This is a genomic window from Acidovorax sp., from assembly GCF_046339755.1.
Taxonomy (GTDB): Bacteria; Pseudomonadota; Gammaproteobacteria; order Burkholderiales; family Burkholderiaceae_C; genus Acidovorax.
The window spans coordinates 1-17290 of record NZ_JBKDTZ010000133.1; the positions used below are offsets into that span (position 1 = coordinate 1).

Sequence of the window (17290 nt, forward strand, 5' to 3'; positions counted from 1 at the left end):
CAGCTAACCACACGCGGACTGGCCGCCACGGCACTGCCGCTGATCGCCATCGGCCCCTGCACCGACCCCGCCGCCGTGCAGGCCCTGGCCACGGCCGCGGCGGGGCGCTGAGGCGAAGGGGCAGCACGCATGCGCGCAGCACTCTGGCTCCTGGCGTTGTTTGGCGTGGCCGTGGCGGCCGCGCTGTTTGCGGGCAACAACCAGGGCACGGTCACCCTCTACTGGCCCCCGTACCGGGTCGATCTGTCGCTGAACCTGGTGGTGCTGCTGCTCGTGGGCGGCTTCGTCACGGTGTACGCCGCCCTGCGCGCGCTGGCCGCCCTGCTGGAGCTGCCGCACCAGGCGCGCCGCTGGCGCCTGCAGCAAAAGGAACGCGCCATGCACAGCGCGCTGCTCGACGCCATGACGCACCTGCTGGGCGGGCGCTTCATCCGCTCGCGCAAGGCCGCCGTGGCCGCCCTGGCCCAGGAAAACGCCCTGGCAGCGGCCGGCGAATCGGTGCCGCACAGCCACCAATTGCGCTCCCTGGCCCATCTGGTGGCGGCCGAGGGCTCCCATGCCCTGCAGGACAAGGCCACGCGCGACAGCCACCTGCAGCGCGCGCTCGAAGACGCCCCCGCGCGCGGCACCGCGCTGGAGCTGGAGCTGCGCGAAGGCGCCCAGATGCGCGCCGCGCGCTGGACACTGGACGACCGCGACGCCGATGCCGCCCTCGAATGGCTGGCCGCCTTGCCCCAGGGCGCCGCGCGCCGCACCCTGGCGCTGCGCATCAAGCTCAAGGCCACGCGCCTGGCACGCCAGACCCAGGAGGCGCTGGACACGGCCCGCCTGCTGGCCAAGCACCGCGCCTTCTCGCCCGCCGCGGCGCAAAGCATCGTGCGCGGCCTGGCCACCGAACTCATCCAGAGCGCCCACGACACGGCGCAGCTGCGCCGCGTGTGGGACGACCTGGAGCACAGCGAACGCAAGATGCCCGAACTGGCCATCCAGGCCGCCCAGCGCATGGCCGCCCTGGGCGGCGATGCCGCCCAGGTGCGCGCCTGGCTGCTGCCGGTGTGGGAACGCATGGTGGACCTGCCCGACTCGCTGGCGGAGCAGCACGCCCTCAAGCTGGTGCGCACGCTCGAGTCGGGCCTGGACGCCCTGGACGCCCCCTGGCTGGCGCGCATCGAAGCCGCCCAGCAGGCCAACCCGCGCGACGCACGCCTGCAGTACCTGGCCGGCATGGCCTGCCTCAAGCGCCAGCTCTGGGGCAAGGCCCAGCAGCTGCTGACCCAGGCTGCCGGCCAGCTGTCCGACGCCAGCCTGCGCGCCAGCGCCTGGCGCTACCTGGCCGAGCTGGCCGAGCAGCGCGGCGATGAGCCCGCCGCCGCGGAGGCCTGGAAGAAGGCGGCGCTGGCGAGGTGAGCCCGGAGGCGCTTCGCGCCTCCCTGCCGCCAATGGAGGCGGCCCTTGCGCCGGGACACCGGCTTTTGCTTGCGCCCGCTTTCTTTTCCATGTACACGGTAGTGTGCAGTGCCGTAACCATGCGGGCAATCCAGCCATCCGACCGCCGGGCGTCGGCCATCTACCGCCCATCCATTTGCCCGCATTTTTTCCAAGCATTGGGGAACTTTGAGCGGCCAGGCCTTATCGATTCAGTTTTTTTGAATCAAAGCATCAATCCTGTTGAAGCCGAAGCGGCTGGCAACTCCTACACTGCGCTCACGGCGGGTCTCTGTGCATTCGGCACGGGGGCGCGGCGTGCTTACACCCACCACCGCCAACGACCACGATGCCCTCGCCCACACCCTCCCCCGCCAGCCGACCGGCCCGCTACACCCGCACCGCCATGCTGCTGCACTGGGTACTGGGCCTGGCCCTGATCGGTGCCTTCTGCGTCGGCCTGTACATGACCAGCCTGCCGTTCTCGCCAGCGCGGCTGAAGCTGTACAACTGGCACAAATGGGCCGGCATCACCATCCTGTCGCTGTCGGTGCTGCGCATCCTGTGGCGCGCAACGCACCGCCCGCCAGCCCTGCCGGCCGCCATGGTGCAGTCCATGCCGCGCTGGCAGACGCTTGCGCACCATGCCACGCACGGGCTGCTGTACATCCTGTTCCTGGCCGTACCGCTGATCGGCTGGGCCTACAGTTCGGCGGCGGGCTTTCCCATCGTCTTCCTGGGCCTGTGGCAACTGCCCGACTTCGTGCCCGTGGACAAGGAACTGGCCGAGGCGATCAAGCCCTGGCACCTGTACACCGCCTGCACCATGGCGGGTCTGGTGGTGCTGCACGTGGCCGCCGCACTCAAGCACCAGTTCATCGACCGCGACGGCCTGATCGGCCGCATGATGCCCGGCCCGCGCTGAGCCATCCCGGTTCCTATCGTTTTCACACACCCGAATTTCCAGGAGTCTTCATGAACGCCACTTCCTTCGTCTCGAGCCTCGTGCTGGGCGCTGCCGTGCTGGCCGCGCCAACGGCCTTCGCCCAGCAGCAACTGGTCCCCGCGCAGAGCCAGGTGCAGTTCACCGCGCGCCAGATGGGCGTGCCGCTCGAGGGGCACTTCAAGAAATTCGATGCCAAGGTGGCCTTCGACCCCGCCAAGCCCGACACCAGCAAGATCAGCTTCACCGTGGACACCGGCAGTGCCACGCTGGGCTCGCGCGAGACCGATGCCGAGCTGCCCAAGCCCACCTGGTTCAACGTGCCCAAGTTCCCGCAGGCCATGTTCGAATCCACCACCATCAAGGCGCTGGGTGGCGGCAAGTTCGAAGTGGCCGGCAAGCTCACCATCAAGGGCACGGCACAGAACGTGGTCGTGCCCGTGGCGCTGGCCCAGAGCGGCGCCACCACCACAGCCACCGGCACCCTGCCCATCAAGCGCCTGGCCTTCAAGATCGGCGAGAACGAGTGGGCCGACACCTCCATGGTGGCCGACGACGTGACCGTCAAGTTCAAGCTCGCGCTGACCGGCGTGGCCAAGCTCTGATCAAGCCCCTTTGCTTTCCCTTCGCGTTCCCTTTCCCTTGACCCATCCTTTTTCAGGAGTCCTTTCCATGCGCAAGTCTTCGTTCGCCCTGCTCGCCCTGGCTGCAGCCGCCGTCCTGTCCACGGGCGCAGCCCAGGCTCAGAGCGCCGCCTACGCCATCGACCCGTCGCACACCTTCGTGACGTTCGAGATCAGCCACTTCGGCGCCACCACCAACCGCGGCCGCTTCGACAAGAAGGAAGGCACGGTGCAGTTCGACCGCGCCGGCAAGACCGGCAAGGTGGAGATCACCGTGGACACCACGTCGATCAACTCCGGCACGCCTGCGTTCGACAAGCACCTGCAAAGCCCTGACATCTTCAACGCGGCCAAGTACCCCACGATCAAGTTCGTGTCCGACAAGTTCACGTTCAACGGCGACAAGGTCAGCGAAGTGGCCGGCCAGCTGACGCTGCTGGACAAGACCCACCCTGTGACTCTGAAGGCCACGCAGTTCAACTGCTATCAAAGCCCCATGCTCAAGCGTGAAGTCTGCGGCGGCGACTTCGAAGCCACCATCGACCGCACCCAGTGGGGCCTGGACTACGGCGTGCAGTACGGCTTCCCCAAGAACGTGCGCCTGGTGGTGCAGATCGAAGCCATCAAGCAGCAGTAATCCACCGGCCTTGCGCCCACAAGCCACCCGCGGCACGGCCACGGGTGGCTTTTTTCATGCCAGGCGCGCATCGAGCCACCAGCCGCCGGCCTGCCATGCCCAGACATAGGTGGGCGCCAGGGCCGACAGGAAATGCAGGTCGTGCGAGACCACCAGCAGCGCGCCCGTGAAGCCTTGCAGCGCGGACTGCAAGGCCTCCACCGAAGCCAGGTCCAGGTGGTTGGTGGGCTCGTCCAGCAACAGCATCTGCGCGGGCGCGCCGCCCCACAGGGCACAGGCCAGCGCGGCCTTGATGCGCTCGCCGCCGCTGAGCACGCCAACCGGGCGCTGGACGCGGTCGGCATCCAGGCCCAGTTGCGCCAGGCGCGTGCGCAAGGTGGATTCGGGCAGGGGCGAACCGAGTTCGGCCAGCCGCTGCAGCACGCTGGCATGCGGGGGCAGCAGTTGCGCGTTGTGCTGGTCCAGCCAGGCGGCGCGCACGCCGCGCACCACGCGGCCTGCCACTGGCGCCACGTGCCCGGCGACCAGGCGCAGCAAAGTGCTCTTGCCGCAGCCATTGGGCCCGGTGATGGCGATGCGCACGGGGCCGCTCCAAACCCCGCTGAGGGCAGGCTGGCCGGGCGGCGCGAACGGGGTCCGCACCTGCTCCAGCGCCAGCACCTGCTTGCCCGCGGGCACCGTGCTGCCCGGCAGTGCCAGCGCCACGGGGGTGTGGGCCGGTGCGTGGCGCGCGGCCTCGCGCACGGCGGCATCGAGCTGCTCGCGGGCCTCCTGCTGGCGTTCGTGCTCGCGCCCGGCATGGGCCTCGGCATTGTTCTTCATGCGGCCCAGCAGGATAGGCGCCAGATTGGCGGTGCGGGCCATCTGGCGCCCCTGGGCTGCGCGGCGCTGCTGCGCGCCGTGTTCGCGCTGCAGCGCCTTGCGGCCCCGGTCGCGCTCGGTGCGCGCATGGTCCAGCGCCGCCTGCGCAGCCGCCCGCTCCTGCGTCCGCTGCTCCTCGTACAGGCCCCAGTTGCCGCCGTAACGCCGCAGCCCCGCAGGCGACAGCTCCACGATCGCATCGACCGCGCCCAGCAGTTCCCGGTCATGGCTGGCCACGACCACGCCGCCCTGGCGCGCGGCCAACTGGTCCAGCAGCCAGCGGCGCGCGCCGCGGTCCAGGTGGTTGGTGGGCTCGTCGAGCACCAGCACCTCGGCATCCGAGACAAAGGCACCGGCCAGCGCCACGCGCATGCGCTCGCCGCCGCTCAGTTGCGCCGCATCGCCGCCAGCGGGCAGGTGCCCCAGGCCCAAGGCCTGCAGGGCGCGCTGCCAGCGCGTGGGCAGGTCCCACTGGCCGTCGGCCAGCAGCAGGTCGTCGGGCGTGCCGCTGCCCGCCTCCAGGTGATCCAAGGCACGCAGCACCGGGGCCAGGCCCGCCAGGTCGGCCACGGTGCAGCCGCAGGCGCCCTGCACCTCCTGCGCTACGGCATGCAGGCGCGCGCCACACAGCACAGTGCCCGTGGCGGGGGCCAGTCGGCCCAGCAACAGCTGCAGAAACACGCTCTTGCCCGCGCCGTTGGCACCCACGATGCCCGTGGTGCCGGCGCCCAGCGCCACGGTCAACGGGGTGCCCCACAGCGGCTGTCCATCGGGCAGCAGCCAGCCGACGGCCTGGAACTGAAGGGAAAGAGAAGAAAGGGAAGCAGCCCTGCTGCCTGCGGACTGAAAGGCGCAAGCAGCCCTGCTGCCTCCGCGGGCGCGCTGGCCCGAAGAATCGTTGGTCGTCGCCATGCCTGAAGCACTCCACGGTCACCACAAAGCCGCACCTGCGCACAGGCAAGGGCGGAACGGCGTGAAAGTGGCTTACAGGCGCATCGGTGAAAACACCTCGGGTGGTGGACGAGAGGCGCAATGTACCGCAAATACCCACGCCCTCAAAATTCCCTTTACGTAAATTGATTACGAATAGTAGAATTTCCAAATCGACACGCACCGACCCAAGGAGACAAGCGCATGAATGCCGTTCTGAAGCCCGACCTCGCCAGCCTGCCCGCACCGGCCGCCTTCCAGCAGTTGCACCACTACGCCTACAAGGCACGCGACGCGGAGGAAACGCGCCAGTTCTACGAGGACATCCTGGGCCTGCCGCTGTACCACATCATCCAGAGCGACCACGTGCCCAGCACGGGCGAGTACTGCCCCTACACGCACTTCTTCTTTCGCTTGAAGGACGGCTCCTTCATCGCCTTCTTCGACCTGGGCGACGACGTGAAGGCCGAGCCCTCGCCCAACACGCCACTGTGGGTCAACCACATCTCCTTCCGCGTGGACACGGTGCAGGAACTGCAGAACACCAAGGAGCGCCTGGAGGCCTTCGGCATCGAGGTGCTGGGCGTGACCGACCACCACATCTTCAAGAGCATCTACTTCTTCGACCCCAACGGCATCCGCCTGGAGCTGACTGCCCAGTTGGCCGATGCCAACGCCATGGCCAAGGACAGCACCGTGGCCCATGCGCGCCTGAAGGAATGGACGGCGCGCAAGGAGCAATGGCGCAAGGAACGCGCCGAGGGCAAGGTGGCCCAGCCGCTCAAGCCCCAGACCAACGACCGGCCTGAATTCGCCAAGGGCTGAAGCCGGCCTCAGCAAAAAAAGGCGCCACCCTCGCGGGCGGCGCCTTTCTCCTTCGGTGCGGTCCGAAAGCTACACCGCGTCCAACTCGGCCAGCAGATCGCTGGTGGTCGCAGCCTCCAGCAGCGCACGTGTGTAGGGCTGCTGCGGCCGGTCGAAGATGTCGGCCACGCTGCCCTCCTCGACGATGCGGCCGTTCTCCATCACGACGATGCGGTCGGCGATCTCGGACACCACGGCCAGGTTGTGCGAGATGAACAGGCAGCCGAAGCCGCGCTCGGCCTGCAGGCGCTTGAGCAGGTCCAGCACCTGCTTCTGGATGGTCATGTCCAGCGCCGACACCGGCTCATCGGCCACCACGAAGGCCGGCTTGCGCACCAGTGCGCGTGCAATCGCCACGCGCTGGCGCTGCCCGCCCGACAGGGCATGCGGGTAGCGCTCGCCAAAGCCGGCCAGACCCACCTCGGCCAGCATCGCATCCACCGTGGCGCGCAGGGCCTCGCGCGTGAGCGGCGGGCCGTGGCGCAGCGGCTCGGCCACGATGTCGAAGACGCGCTGGCGCGGGTCGAGCGAAGAGTACGGGTCCTGGAACACCAGCTGGCAGGCCAGGCGGAATTCGCGCCGGCCCGCGGCATCGGCACTGCCCAGCGGCGTGCCGCGAAAGCACACATCGCCGCCGGCCACGGGCAGCAGGCCGATCATGGCGCGGCCCAGCGTGGTCTTGCCCGAGCCCGAGCCGCCCACCACGGCCACCACCTCGCCCGGCTGGATGGCCAGCGACACACCGCGCACCGCGAGCTTGGGCACGGCCTTGGACAGCCAGCCCTGGCGCGCACCCGGAAAGCTCACCTGCACGTCCCGGGCCTCGATCAGCGGCGCCCGAGCGGGCCGCGCCGAGCGCTGGGCGCTCCGTTGGGGCAAAGCGTCGATCAGGCTCTTCGTGTAAGCCTCGCGCGGGGCGGTGAGCACGCTGCGCACGGGGCCGGTCTCCACCAGGCGGCCTTTTTCGAGCACCACCACCGACTGCGCGTAGCGCGCCACCAGCCCCAGGTCGTGGGTGATCAGCAGCACGGCCGTGCCCTCGGTGCGCGTGAGCTCGGCCATGATCTCCATCACCTCGCGCTGGCTCAGCGAATCGAGTGCCGTCGTAGGCTCGTCGGCGATCAGCAGGCGCGGCTTGAGCAGCATGACCGAGGCCAGCATGATGCGCTGGCGCATGCCGCCCGAGAACTGGTGCGGGTACGAGGCCAGGCAGCGCTCAGGGTCTGCGATCTGCACGCGGCGCAGCATGGCGATGCCGCGCTCTCGCGCCTGGGCCGTGGTGACCTTCTCGTGCAGGCGCAGGCCCTCGAAGAGCTGCTCGGCAATCGTCATGGCCGGGTTGAGCGAGACCATGGGTTCCTGGAACACCATGCCTACGTCGCAGCCGCGCAGCGCACGCAGCGACTGGGCCGAGAGCGTGCCCACATCGCACCCCTGCAGCAGCACACTGCCGCCGCTCTGGCGCACCTGGGGCGGCAGCAGGCCAAGCACGGCGCGCCCGGCCATGGTCTTGCCGCTGCCCGATTCGCCCACCAGGGCCACCACGCCGCCCGCAGGCACGTCGAAGGAGACGGCATCCAGCAGCGGGCGCTCCAGCGGGCCGTGCACGGTGAGTTCGCGCACGGACAGCAGCGGCGGCGGGTTCTTCTCGGTCGTCGTCATGTCGGTTCTTTCCGCCACGGTGTGAATGGATGGGCGCATCAGTGGTGCTCCATGCGCGGGTCGAGCCAGTCGCGCAGCGCATCGCCCAGCAGGTTCACGCCGAGCAGCGTGAGTGCGATGCAGGCGCCAGGCGCAATGCCCAGCCAGGCAGCGGTCTCGATGTAGGGCCGGCCCGAGGCCAGCATATTGCCCCAGGTGGGCGCAGGCGGCGGCACGCCCAGGCCCAGGAAGCTCAGCGCGCTCTCGGCCAGGATGACCCAGCCGAACATCGACGTGGCCAGCACCACCAGGGGCGCCACGCAGTTGGGCAGGATGTGCGCGAACACCGTGCGCAGGCCGGAGTTGCCGATGACCTCGGAGGCCTCGATGTACTCCTTCTCGCGCAGCGACAGCACCGAGCCGCGCACCACACGCACCGCCGTGGGCGCATAGGCCAGGCCCAGCGCGACGATGATGCCCCACTGGTTGGCACCCACGATGACCATCACCCCCAGCGCCAGCAGGATGCCGGGGAAGGCCAGCAGCGCATCGTTGAAGACCATCAGCACGCGGTCCAGCCAGCCGCGGAAGTAGCCGGCCACCAGGCCAATCACCACGCCCAGCACCAGCGCCAGCGCCACGGTGAGCGCGGCCACCACCAGGCTGGTGCCGGCACCGGCCATCAGGCGCGAGAGGATGTCGCGGCCGAACTCGTCGGTGCCCAGCAGGTAGGCGCCCGAGGGCGGCTGCAGCCGCTGGCGCAGCGCCACGCCCATGGGGTTGTAAGGTGTCCAGAACACCGACAGCAAGGCCATGGCGCCCACCAGGCCGACCAGCAGGCCGCCGACCAGCGCATTCGCCCGCAGGCGTTTCATCCAGCGTTTCACCACCATCATGACGCGGACACCCGGGGATCGAACAGGGGATAGCACAGGTCCACCACGAGGTTGACCAGCACGTAGATCGCGGCCGTGAACAGCAGGCAGCCCTGCACCACGGGGTAGTCGCGCGCGAAGATCGCATCCACCAGCAGGCGGCCCAGGCCGGGCAGCGTGAACACCGTCTCCAGCACGGCGATGCCGCCCAGCAGGTTGCCCAGCACCAGGCCGATCATGGTCCAGGTGGGCGCGAAGGCATTGGGCAACACATGGCGCAGCAGCACGCGGCGCTCGGCCAGGCCCTTGGCGCGGGCATGCGTCACGTACTCCAGGCGCAGCACCTCCACGGCGCTGGCGCGCGCCATGCGGGTGAGGATACCGAGCTCGATCAGCGCCAGCGTGATGGTCGGCAAGATCAGGAAGGTGAGCGCCGAGCGCCAGTCCTCGCTGAAGGGCACGTACCCCACCACCGGCACCAGGCCGAGCTTGAGGCCCACGAAGAGCAGCAACAGCAGGCCCAGCCAGAAGCTCGGGATGGACAGAAAGAACGTGGCGGCAGCCACCACCATGGTGTCGAGCACGCTGTTCTGCTTCCACGCGGCCAGCAGGCCGGCGGGCACGGCCAGCAGCGCTGCCAGGGCCACGGCCACGAGCACGATGGCGGCGCTGACCTGGAAGCGTTCGAGCAGAAGCGGCAGCACGGCCTCGCCGCTGGTGATGGACTGGCCCAGGTCGCCCTGCAGCACCCGGCCGAGCCAGAGCGTGAACTGAACGGGGATGGGCCGGTCGAGCCCGAACTGGGCATGCAGGTCGGCCAGTTGCTCGGGCGTGGCGCTGTCACCCAGGATGAGCAGCGCCGGATCGCCCGGCACCAGGCGCATGAGCACGAAGACCATCAGGCTCACGAGGAACAGGGTGGGCAGCGTCCACAACAGGCGCCGGCCCAGGTAGGCAGGAAAGGAGGAACCCATGGCGGATCTGGAATCGTCAGTTCGGCAGTGCCATGCGCATCACGGTGCACGCAGGGTGACACCCCAGGCGCGCGGCGTTCCCAGGGCCCAACCCTTGTAGCCCTTGGCATAGGAGCGGGCGGCGCTGGTGTTCACGGCCGAGTACATGAAGACCGCGGGCACGTCCTCGCGCATGCGGGCTTCGAGCTTGTCGAACAGCGCCTGGCGCTGGGCCGTGTCGGTGGTCTCCATGCTCTTGGCCAGCAGTTCGTGCGCCTGCGGGTCGTCCCACACCTTGCGCGGCTGCTTGTCCTTGGGGCCCGTGACCATCTCGTACGACAGGGCCGGGTCGAGCCGGGCTGAGAACGTGAAGCCCATGGCCTGGTAGTTGCCCTTGTTGTAGCGGTCCAGCAGCGTGGCCCAGTCGAGCACCTCGACCTCGGCCTTGATGCCGGCCTCCTGCACCATGGCCTGGGTCAGCACGGCGATGTTGAAGACGCTGTTGTAGCGCTTGGTGGCCAGGATCTTGATGGGCTCGCCCTTGTAGCCGGCCTCGGCCAGCAGCTTCTTCGCCTGGGCCAGGTTGCGCGCGGGCACCGCCGCCTGCGGCTTCTTGTAGAAGGCACTGGGCGTGGGCACGACCGAGCGGCTGGGCGGTGCATTGCCCGAGGTGACGGCGGCCACCAGCTCGGGCATGTCGAGCGCGAGCGCGATGGCGCGGCGGATGCGCGCGTCCTTGAGCAGCGGGTCGCGCGTCTGGAACAGCAGGCCCTGCACGTTCATCGTGGCCTGGGTCTCCATGAGGATGTCCTTGCGGCCCTTGTACTCGGCCATGTCCTCGTCGTTGATGTCGTAGTTCAGGTCGATCCCGCCCGAGAACAGCGCCGCCTTGGCCGCCGACGCATCGGGGATGACGATGAAGCGCACCTTGGGCGTCTCGGCGATCTTGGCGCCGGTGTTGCCGTCGCGCGGGCCCGGCAGCGCGGCATAGCCGTCGTTGCGCAAGAGCTCGATGTACTGGCCGCGCTTCCATTCGCCCAGCTTGTAGGGGCCGGTGGCCACGGGCTCGCGCCACTTGCCGTCGGCTTCGAGCGAGCTGCGGTGGTAGATGCCGGTGCCGCCGCAGTCCACGCGCGCCAGCGTGGCCAGGAACAGGGCCGAGGGCTTGTCCAGCGTGTAGACCACGGTGGCCGCATCGGGCGCCTCCACCTTGAGCACCTTGGCCAGGCCGCGCCCGTCGAACTCGGCCAGGCAGCGCCAGTTGTTGGCCGGGGCCATGTAGCGGTTCCAGGCAAAGAGCACATCGTCGGCCGTGAGCGGCGCGCCGTTGTGGAACTTGACGCCCTGGCGCAGCTTGAAGGTATAGGTCTTGCCGTCGGCCGAGGTGCTGACCGACTGTGCCAGCAGCGGCGCCACGGAGGCATCCTCGCGGTAGGCCACCAGGCCTTCGAGCACGTGCATCATCACCGCGTCGGTGTTGTTGTCGCGGTTGATGCCGGGGTCGGTGGAGCGGATGTCGGCGTTCAGGCGGATGCGCAGCGTGTCGGGCTGCGGCTGGGCCTGGGCGACGGAGCACAGGCCGGCCAGCAAGGCCAGGCCACTGGACAGCCAGCGCGAGGGGGCAGTAGTCATCTCGAGGTCCTTTCTTCGTGGGTCAGGCAGGTGCGGACAGCCTCAGGCCAGCGCCAGTTGGCGCTCCATGTCCAGGGTGTACGACGCGAAGCTGCGGCTCAGCGCGGGCAGCATGGCCACTTCCATCTCGCCCAGAGCCGGCTCCATCACCACCATGGCCACGGTGGCCGACAGGTTGCTGCTGGAGTTGGGGCGCGGCGGGCGGCACACCGACCAGGGCGACTGGAAGTCGTCGAACAGCGCGGTCTTGATGTGCTCGCGCGTGAGCGTACCGATGTGCGGCTCCACCAGTTCACGCACACGCAGGTCGCGATACAGCGAGTCGGGTGTGTTCACGATGCCCATGTCGCGGACCTTGCCCAGGGCGATCGGGCTCTGGAAGTGGTTGGCATGCACGATGACGCCGCGCTCGGGGTGGACCTGGAAGGTTTCGTCGGGCGCGCACTCGAAGTCGATGGCCACGCCCGTGGCGTGCGAGACCATCACGTTGTTGGAGGCTGACTTGGGCGTGCAGTACACAATGCGCATGGCCAGGGCCAGTTGCACCTGCTCCAGCGCCTTGCGGCGCAGCAGGGCCAGTGGCACACCGAGCTGGCGGTAGTCACGGTCGGATTCCAGGTAGTTGGCGGTGATGGAGATGCCCGCAGAATTCATGCCCGAGCGGGCCAGGCCGCCGGCCTCGGTGAAGGTCAGGAGGTCCGGTCCGTCCTCGCGCAGCACGCGCAGCACGATGGCGGTCTCGGCGCACTCGGCCTTCCAGTCCCAGTTCTGGGCGTGGATCACGCGGCCCGAGGCCGTGGCCTGCGGCATGGCAACCACGCCGGTGCAGCCATCGGGGTCGATCTGCGCGGGCTGGCCCTTGCGGCGGCGGTCGGCCAGCTTGAGGATCTCGGTGCGCGCATTGAGCATCACGATGGCCTCGTACGAGACCCCGGCGCCCTCGGCAATGCCGCGCATCTCGTCCAGGTAGGCCGCCTCGAAGGCCTCGATGGTGGGCTCGAAGTTCTGCACCAGTGTGCCGATCTCGGGCCAGCCGAGTTTGCTGGCTTCGAGCTGGGTGGAGTAATGTTCGATGCCGCGCAGGATGCGCGCCTTGGCCTGTTCGCCATACTGGCGGCCGCGCTCGCGCGGCGCGCCGCTGATCTCGACCAGGGGGCAGGAAGGAATGGGCTGGTCGGAGCCCCAGGGAAATGTCTGGTCCATGGCGTTGGGTGGAGTGAGCAATCGGTGATCGATGATTTAAATTGTATTTTGTAAAATAAAAAACATCAACCATTTCAAACCATGGCTTCTACATCCTTGCACCTGGAGCTGGCGGACCGCATCAGCCGCCTCATCCACGAAGACGGCCTGGCGGCGGGCGCGCGCCTCAACGAGAACCAGCTTGCAGAGCGCTTGGGCGTCTCGCGCACCCCCGTGCGTGCCGCGCTCGACCAGCTGGCGCAGCAGGGCTTTGCCGAGCGCAAACCGCACCGCGGGGTGGAGCTGCTGCGCCTGCCGCCCCTGCCCTCGGCCGCCCGCGAGGCGCCCGACGACAGCGACCAGTTGCTGCGGCGCATCGCCTACGACCGCCAGCACGGCAACCTGGGCGAGTACGTGTCGGAAAAAGAGCTGATGGAGGCCTACGACCTGGGCCGCCCTGCCATCCGCAACGCGCTGGAGCGCCTGGCCGACCTGGGCGCCATCGAGCCCAAGCTGGGCTATGGCTGGCGCTTCGCCACCGGGGCCTGGGACGCCAACGTGCGCAACGAGAGCTACCGCTACCGCATGGTGATCGAACCCGCGGCCATCCGCGAGCCCGGCTTTGCCCTGCCGCCGGCCTGGGCCCAGGACATGCGCCAGCAGCACGAGGCATTCCTGCGCACGCTGTCGGAGGATTCGTCCAGCATCGCCTTCTTCGAGATGAATGCAGCCTTCCACGAAGGCGTCGCCGCCGCCTCGGGCAACCGCTTCTTCCACATGGACATCCAGCGCCAGAACCGCCTGCGCCGCCTGTCCAACTACGACTGGAAGTACGGCCGTGAGCGCATGGAGGTGAACTGCCGCGAGCACCTGGAAATGCTGGACCGCATGCAGGCGGGAGACCAGGAACTGGCCGCGCTGCTGATGCTGCGCCACCTGGACGTGGCCAGCCGCCTCAGACCACCGGCGAAGACCTGAGGCCGGAAACCGCCGCGTTCGCGGGTTGCACGGTCATTTGATTTTTGTTGAAACAAAAAACATAATGACGGAAATTGCAGCCCTCACCGAAAGCCCATGACCTCTGCCTCCATCGCCCCCAACGACTCCGCCTTCTGGCTCCCCTTCACCGCCCAGCGCCAGTTCCAGCAGCAGCCCATGCTGTTCACGGCCGCGCAGGGCATGCACTACACCACCGAGGACGGCCGCCAGGTGCTCGATGCCATGGCCGGCCTGTGGTGTTGCAATGCAGGCCACGGCCAGCCGCGCATCACCGAGGCGATCCGCGAGGCCGCGGGCCGCCTGGATTTCGTCTCCTCGTTCAAGATGAGCCACCCGGCCGCCTTCACGCTGGCCCAGCGCATTGCGGCGCTGGCACCCGAAGGCATGGACCATGTGTTCTTCACCAACTCGGGCTCCGAAGCGGTGGACACGGCGCTCAAGATCGCGCGCGCCTACCACCAGGCCCGTGGCGATGCGCGCCGCACCCTCTTGGTGGGCCGCGCCAAGGGCTACCACGGCATGGGCTTCGGCGGCCTGTCGGTGGCCGGCCTGGGCCGTCACAAGCGCGACTTCGGGCCGCTGCTGCCCGACACCGCCCACCTGCCCCTGCCCTATGATGCCGACGCCCGCTTCTCGCACGGCCAGCCGGCCACCGGCGCGCACTACGCGAATGCGCTGGAGCAGCTGTTCGTGGTGCACGACCCGGCCACCATCGCCGCCGTGATCGTCGAGCCCGTCACCGGCTCGGGCGGTGTGTACCCGCCGCCCGTGGGCTACCTGCAGCGCCTGCGCGAGTTGTGCACGCAGCACGGCATCCTGCTGATCTTCGACGAGGTGATCACCGGCTTTGCGCGCGTGGGCGCCGCGTTCGGGGCCCAGGCCTTCGGCGTCACGCCCGACCTGATCTGCTGCGCCAAGGGCATGACCAACGGCGCCGTGCCCATGGGCGGCGTGCTCGTGGGCAACAGCGTGTACGAGGCCTTCATGCAGGGCTCGGCCAACGTGATCGAGCTGTTCCACGGCTACACCTACTCGGCCCACCCGCTGGCCTGCGCAGCCGGCCTGGCCACGCTGGACGTGCACGAGGAACTCAACCTGGCCGCGCGCGTGCAGGCCATCGCCCCGGTGTGGGAGGCCGCCCTGCATGCGCTGCGCGATGCCCCGCATGTGGTGGACGTGCGCAATATCGGCCTGCTGGGTGCCGTGGACCTGGCGCCGCGCCCGGGTGCTGCCGGTGCACGCGCCCAGGCCGTGCACATCGCCTGCTTCGAGGCCGGCGTGCTGGTGCGCAACTCGGGCGACACGCTGGTGCTCTCGCCCCCGCTGGTGATCAGCGAGGCGCAGATCGGCGAGATGGCGCACAGCATCCGCACGGCCCTGCAGCACATCGCCTGAGCACCCGCCATGCAGGAACATTTGAATTTCTACATCGACGGCGCCTGGGTGTCCGCCCAGGGCACGCGCACGCAGGACGTGATCGACCCGTTCACCGAGCAGCCCGTGGCACGCATCGCCCTGGGCGATGCACGCGACCTCGACCGGGCCGTGGCCGCAGCCCGCCGCGCCTTCCCGGCCTGGGCCGGGCAAAGCCGGGAGCAGCGCCTGGCCGTGCTGCAGGCCGTGATCGCCGCCTACGAGACCCGCATGGACGCCATCGCCATGGCGGTGTCGCTGGAGATGGGTGCGCCGCTCACGCTGGCGCGCCAGGCGCATGCCGTGGCCGGCCTGTCGCACCTGAAGCAGGCCGCCCAGGTGCTGGCCGGCTATGCCTTCGACGAAGTGGTCAACCGCACCCGCATCACGCGCGAGCCCATTGGCGTGTGCGGCCTGATCACGCCCTGGAACTGGCCCCTGAACCAGATCGCCTGCAAGGTGGCGCCGGCCCTGGCCGCGGGCTGCACCGTGGTGCTCAAGCCCAGCGAGACGGCACCGCTCTCGGCCCTGCTGTTCGCCCAGGTGCTGCACGAAGCGGGCGTGCCGCCCGGGGTGTTCAACCTGGTCAACGGCGACGGCCCCGGCGTGGGCGCGGCCATGGCCGCGCATGCGGACATCGACATGCTGTCCTTCACCGGCTCCACGCGGGCCGGCGTGGCCGTGGCCAAGGCGGCGGCCGACACCGTCAAGCGCGTCGCGCAGGAGCTGGGCGGCAAGTCACCCCACATCGTGGTGGACGGCGTGGACCTGCCGGCCACCGTGCGCCAGGCGGCGCTGCAGTGCTTTCGCAACAGCGGCCAGTCGTGCAACGCACCCACGCGCCTTCTGGTGCCCGCGCACCTGCACGATGCCGCCACGGCCATCGCGGTGCAAGCAGCGCAGTCGCTGCGCCCAGGCGATCCGCGCGATGCAGCCACCACCCTCGGACCCGTGGCCAATGCCGTGCAATACGCCAAGGTGCGCGAGTGCATCGCCACCGGCCTGCGCGAGGGCGCACAGCTCGCCACGGGCGGGCTGGAACGGCCCGAGGGGCTGGCCCATGGCTACTTCGTGCAGCCCACCGTGTTTGCCAACGTGGCCACCACCATGGCGATTGCGCGCGAGGAAATCTTCGGGCCCGTGCTCTGCATCCTGCCCTATGGCAGCGAGGAAGAAGCCATCGCCATGGCCAACGACACGGTCTATGGCCTGTCGGCCTATGTGAGCGCGCCCGACCTGGACCACGCCCGGCGCATCGCCCGGCGGCTGCGGGCCGGCATGGTGCACCTCAACGGCGCACGCGCCGACCATGCGGCGCCGTTCGGCGGCTACCGGCAGTCGGGCAACGGGCGCGAGTGGGGCCGCATGGGTTTCGAGGAGTATCTGGAGACCAAGTCCATGTTCGGGTACGAGGAGCCTGAGGCATAAACGCAGCGGCGTCTTTCACACGGGGGGTTGCGCTTCCCCTTGGCGCATGCAACTGGCACGGCCCAGGCCAGCGCCCCCGCGCAAGGGCCGCCCCGCCGCGCTGGGGGCGTCCCCCCTCCCGACTCGCGCAGCGAGTCGAGAGAGGGTGAAGGCGCGAAGCGACTCAGGGGGTGCTTCCATCTATTCCGTGGGCGCGGGCACCGAGTGCAGCAGCACGGGGTGGTTGCCATAGGCATCCACGCTCTCGATCTGCACGCCAAAGCCCCACAGTCGCGCCACGTGGCGCAGCACCTCCTGCGTGTCCTCGCCCAGCGGGCGGCCCCGGTACTGGGTGTGGCGCAGGGTCAGGCTGCGGTCGCCGCGCAGGTTCACGTTCCAGACCTGGATGTTGGGCTCGCGCGTGCCCAGGTCGTACTGCTGCGACAGCATCTGGCGCAGGCTGCGGTAGCCGTTCTCGTCGTGGATCTCGCTGACCACCAGCTCGCTCAGGGCCGGGTCGTCGTGCAGGGCGAACAGGCGCATCTCGCGCATCAGGTTGGGGCTCAGGTACTGGCCGATGAAGCTCTCGTCCTTGAAGTTGCGCATGGCATGGTCGAGCGTGGGCAGCCAGGGCGCACCGGCGAAGTCGGGGAACCAGCGTTTGTCTTCGGGCGTAGGGTTCTGGCAGATGCGCTGGATGTCGCGGTACATGGCAAAGCCCAGCGCATAGGGGTTGATGCCGCTGTAGGCGCGGTGCCCCACGGGGGGTTGGAAGATCACATTGGTGTGCGAGCCCAGCCACTCGACCATCACCCCGTCGCTCAGGTGGCCCTCGTCGTACAGGGTGCTCAGCAAGGTGTAATGCCAGAAGGTGGCCCAGCCCTCGTTCATGACCTGGCTCTGGC

Annotated in this window: 15 protein-coding genes; 8 read left to right on the forward strand and 7 right to left on the reverse strand. The window is 69.0% G+C overall.

Annotated elements, in window-relative coordinates:
* The first annotated feature begins 129 nt into the window (after nucleotides 1-129).
* The 4 genes from ACK59X_RS10755 to ACK59X_RS10770 all read left to right on the forward strand — a co-directional run bounded on the left by ACK59X_RS10755 (nucleotide 130) and on the right by ACK59X_RS10770 (nucleotide 3628).
* Nucleotides 130-1407 carry a heme biosynthesis protein HemY gene (locus ACK59X_RS10755; protein ID WP_409957240.1) on the forward strand — a complete coding sequence of 426 codons (1278 nt, stop codon included), beginning with the start codon at nucleotides 130-132 and terminating at the stop codon, nucleotides 1405-1407.
* Between the two features lie 367 nt (nucleotides 1408-1774).
* Nucleotides 1775-2350 carry a cytochrome b gene (locus ACK59X_RS10760; protein ID WP_409957242.1) on the forward strand — a complete coding sequence of 192 codons (576 nt, stop codon included), beginning with the start codon at nucleotides 1775-1777 and terminating at the stop codon, nucleotides 2348-2350.
* A 50-nt stretch (nucleotides 2351-2400) separates the two neighbouring features.
* A complete protein-coding gene (locus ACK59X_RS10765) occupies nucleotides 2401-2973 on the forward strand; it encodes a YceI family protein (RefSeq protein ID WP_409957244.1) in 573 nt (190 codons plus the stop codon).
* Nucleotides 2974-3040: 67 nt separating this feature from the next.
* A complete protein-coding gene (locus ACK59X_RS10770) occupies nucleotides 3041-3628 on the forward strand; it encodes a YceI family protein (RefSeq protein ID WP_409957246.1) in 588 nt (195 codons plus the stop codon).
* Between the two features lie 54 nt (nucleotides 3629-3682).
* Here the strand turns inward: ACK59X_RS10770 and ACK59X_RS10775 are convergent, their stop codons facing one another.
* Nucleotides 3683-5401 (reverse strand): ABC-F family ATP-binding cassette domain-containing protein, encoded by a 1719-nt coding sequence (locus tag ACK59X_RS10775; protein WP_409957248.1) that lies wholly within the window; start codon nucleotides 5399-5401, stop codon nucleotides 3683-3685.
* Nucleotides 5402-5623: 222 nt separating this feature from the next.
* Here ACK59X_RS10775 and ACK59X_RS10780 point away from each other — a divergent pair, with 222 nt between their 5' ends.
* Nucleotides 5624-6244, forward strand: a complete 621-nt coding sequence (locus tag ACK59X_RS10780) for a VOC family protein (RefSeq protein ID WP_409957250.1) — start codon at nucleotides 5624-5626, stop codon at nucleotides 6242-6244.
* Nucleotides 6245-6313: 69 nt separating this feature from the next.
* Here the strand turns inward: ACK59X_RS10780 and ACK59X_RS10785 are convergent, their stop codons facing one another.
* Genes ACK59X_RS10785 through ACK59X_RS10805 form a run of 5 tightly spaced genes read right to left on the reverse strand, consistent with a single transcriptional unit; the run spans nucleotide 6314 to nucleotide 12587 of the window.
* A complete protein-coding gene (locus ACK59X_RS10785; protein ID WP_409957251.1) occupies nucleotides 6314-7984 on the reverse strand; it encodes a dipeptide ABC transporter ATP-binding protein in 1671 nt (556 codons plus the stop codon).
* Nucleotides 7984-8799, reverse strand: coding sequence for an ABC transporter permease (locus tag ACK59X_RS10790; RefSeq protein ID WP_409957253.1), 816 nt, complete (start codon nucleotides 8797-8799; stop codon nucleotides 7984-7986). The genes ACK59X_RS10785 and ACK59X_RS10790 overlap by 1 nt, the downstream gene beginning before the upstream one ends.
* Before the next feature lie 17 nt (nucleotides 8800-8816).
* On the reverse strand, nucleotides 8817-9773 hold the full coding sequence (locus tag ACK59X_RS10795) for an ABC transporter permease (RefSeq protein WP_184856660.1): 957 nt from the start codon (nucleotides 9771-9773) through the stop codon (nucleotides 8817-8819).
* Between the two features lie 39 nt (nucleotides 9774-9812).
* Nucleotides 9813-11384, reverse strand: a complete 1572-nt coding sequence (locus tag ACK59X_RS10800) for an ABC transporter substrate-binding protein (protein ID WP_409957255.1) — start codon at nucleotides 11382-11384, stop codon at nucleotides 9813-9815.
* 42 nt (nucleotides 11385-11426) lie between these two features.
* Complete coding sequence (locus tag ACK59X_RS10805; RefSeq protein ID WP_409957257.1) at nucleotides 11427-12587, reverse strand: C45 family autoproteolytic acyltransferase/hydolase; 1161 nt, start codon at nucleotides 12585-12587, stop codon at nucleotides 11427-11429.
* An 81-nt stretch (nucleotides 12588-12668) separates the two neighbouring features.
* On the opposite strand from ACK59X_RS10805, the gene ACK59X_RS10810 reads away from it, so the two are divergent.
* The 3 genes from ACK59X_RS10810 (at nucleotide 12669) to ACK59X_RS10820 (ending at nucleotide 16406) form a co-directional block, all read left to right on the forward strand.
* On the forward strand, nucleotides 12669-13544 hold the full coding sequence (locus ACK59X_RS10810) for a GntR family transcriptional regulator (RefSeq protein WP_409957258.1): 876 nt from the start codon (nucleotides 12669-12671) through the stop codon (nucleotides 13542-13544).
* 96 nt (nucleotides 13545-13640) lie between these two features.
* Nucleotides 13641-14960 carry an aminotransferase class III-fold pyridoxal phosphate-dependent enzyme gene (locus tag ACK59X_RS10815; protein ID WP_409957260.1) on the forward strand — a complete coding sequence of 440 codons (1320 nt, stop codon included), beginning with the start codon at nucleotides 13641-13643 and terminating at the stop codon, nucleotides 14958-14960.
* Between the two features lie 9 nt (nucleotides 14961-14969).
* Nucleotides 14970-16406, forward strand: a complete 1437-nt coding sequence (locus tag ACK59X_RS10820; protein WP_409957262.1) for an aldehyde dehydrogenase family protein — start codon at nucleotides 14970-14972, stop codon at nucleotides 16404-16406.
* Between the two features lie 180 nt (nucleotides 16407-16586).
* Here the strand turns inward: ACK59X_RS10820 and ACK59X_RS10825 are convergent.
* A partial coding sequence (locus ACK59X_RS10825) for a SpoVR family protein (protein WP_409957264.1) occupies nucleotides 16587-17290 on the reverse strand: 704 nt, incomplete at its 5' end.

Excerpts from the sequence above, each read along its gene's own strand:
- ACK59X_RS10815 (WP_409957260.1), top strand. The coding sequence starts at position 13,641 with ATGACCTCTGCCTCCATCGCCCCCAACGACTCCGCCTTCTGGCTCCCC.
- ACK59X_RS10800 (WP_409957255.1), bottom strand. The coding sequence starts at position 11,384 with ATGACTACTGCCCCCTCGCGCTGGCTGTCCAGTGGCCTGGCCTTGCTG.
- ACK59X_RS10755 (WP_409957240.1), top strand. The coding sequence starts at position 130 with ATGCGCGCAGCACTCTGGCTCCTGGCGTTGTTTGGCGTGGCCGTGGCG.
- ACK59X_RS10785 (WP_409957251.1), bottom strand. The coding sequence starts at position 7,984 with ATGCGCCCATCCATTCACACCGTGGCGGAAAGAACCGACATGACGACG.
- ACK59X_RS10805 (WP_409957257.1), bottom strand. The coding sequence starts at position 12,587 with ATGGACCAGACATTTCCCTGGGGCTCCGACCAGCCCATTCCTTCCTGC.
- ACK59X_RS10765 (WP_409957244.1), top strand. The coding sequence starts at position 2,401 with ATGAACGCCACTTCCTTCGTCTCGAGCCTCGTGCTGGGCGCTGCCGTG.
- ACK59X_RS10770 (WP_409957246.1), top strand. The coding sequence starts at position 3,041 with ATGCGCAAGTCTTCGTTCGCCCTGCTCGCCCTGGCTGCAGCCGCCGTC.
- ACK59X_RS10790 (WP_409957253.1), bottom strand. The coding sequence starts at position 8,799 with ATGAAACGCCTGCGGGCGAATGCGCTGGTCGGCGGCCTGCTGGTCGGC.
- ACK59X_RS10820 (WP_409957262.1), top strand. The coding sequence starts at position 14,970 with ATGCAGGAACATTTGAATTTCTACATCGACGGCGCCTGGGTGTCCGCC.
- ACK59X_RS10775 (WP_409957248.1), bottom strand. The coding sequence starts at position 5,401 with ATGGCGACGACCAACGATTCTTCGGGCCAGCGCGCCCGCGGAGGCAGC.
- ACK59X_RS10795 (WP_184856660.1), bottom strand. The coding sequence starts at position 9,773 with ATGGGTTCCTCCTTTCCTGCCTACCTGGGCCGGCGCCTGTTGTGGACG.
- ACK59X_RS10760 (WP_409957242.1), top strand. The coding sequence starts at position 1,775 with ATGCCCTCGCCCACACCCTCCCCCGCCAGCCGACCGGCCCGCTACACC.
- ACK59X_RS10780 (WP_409957250.1), top strand. The coding sequence starts at position 5,624 with ATGAATGCCGTTCTGAAGCCCGACCTCGCCAGCCTGCCCGCACCGGCC.
- ACK59X_RS10810 (WP_409957258.1), top strand. The coding sequence starts at position 12,669 with ATGGCTTCTACATCCTTGCACCTGGAGCTGGCGGACCGCATCAGCCGC.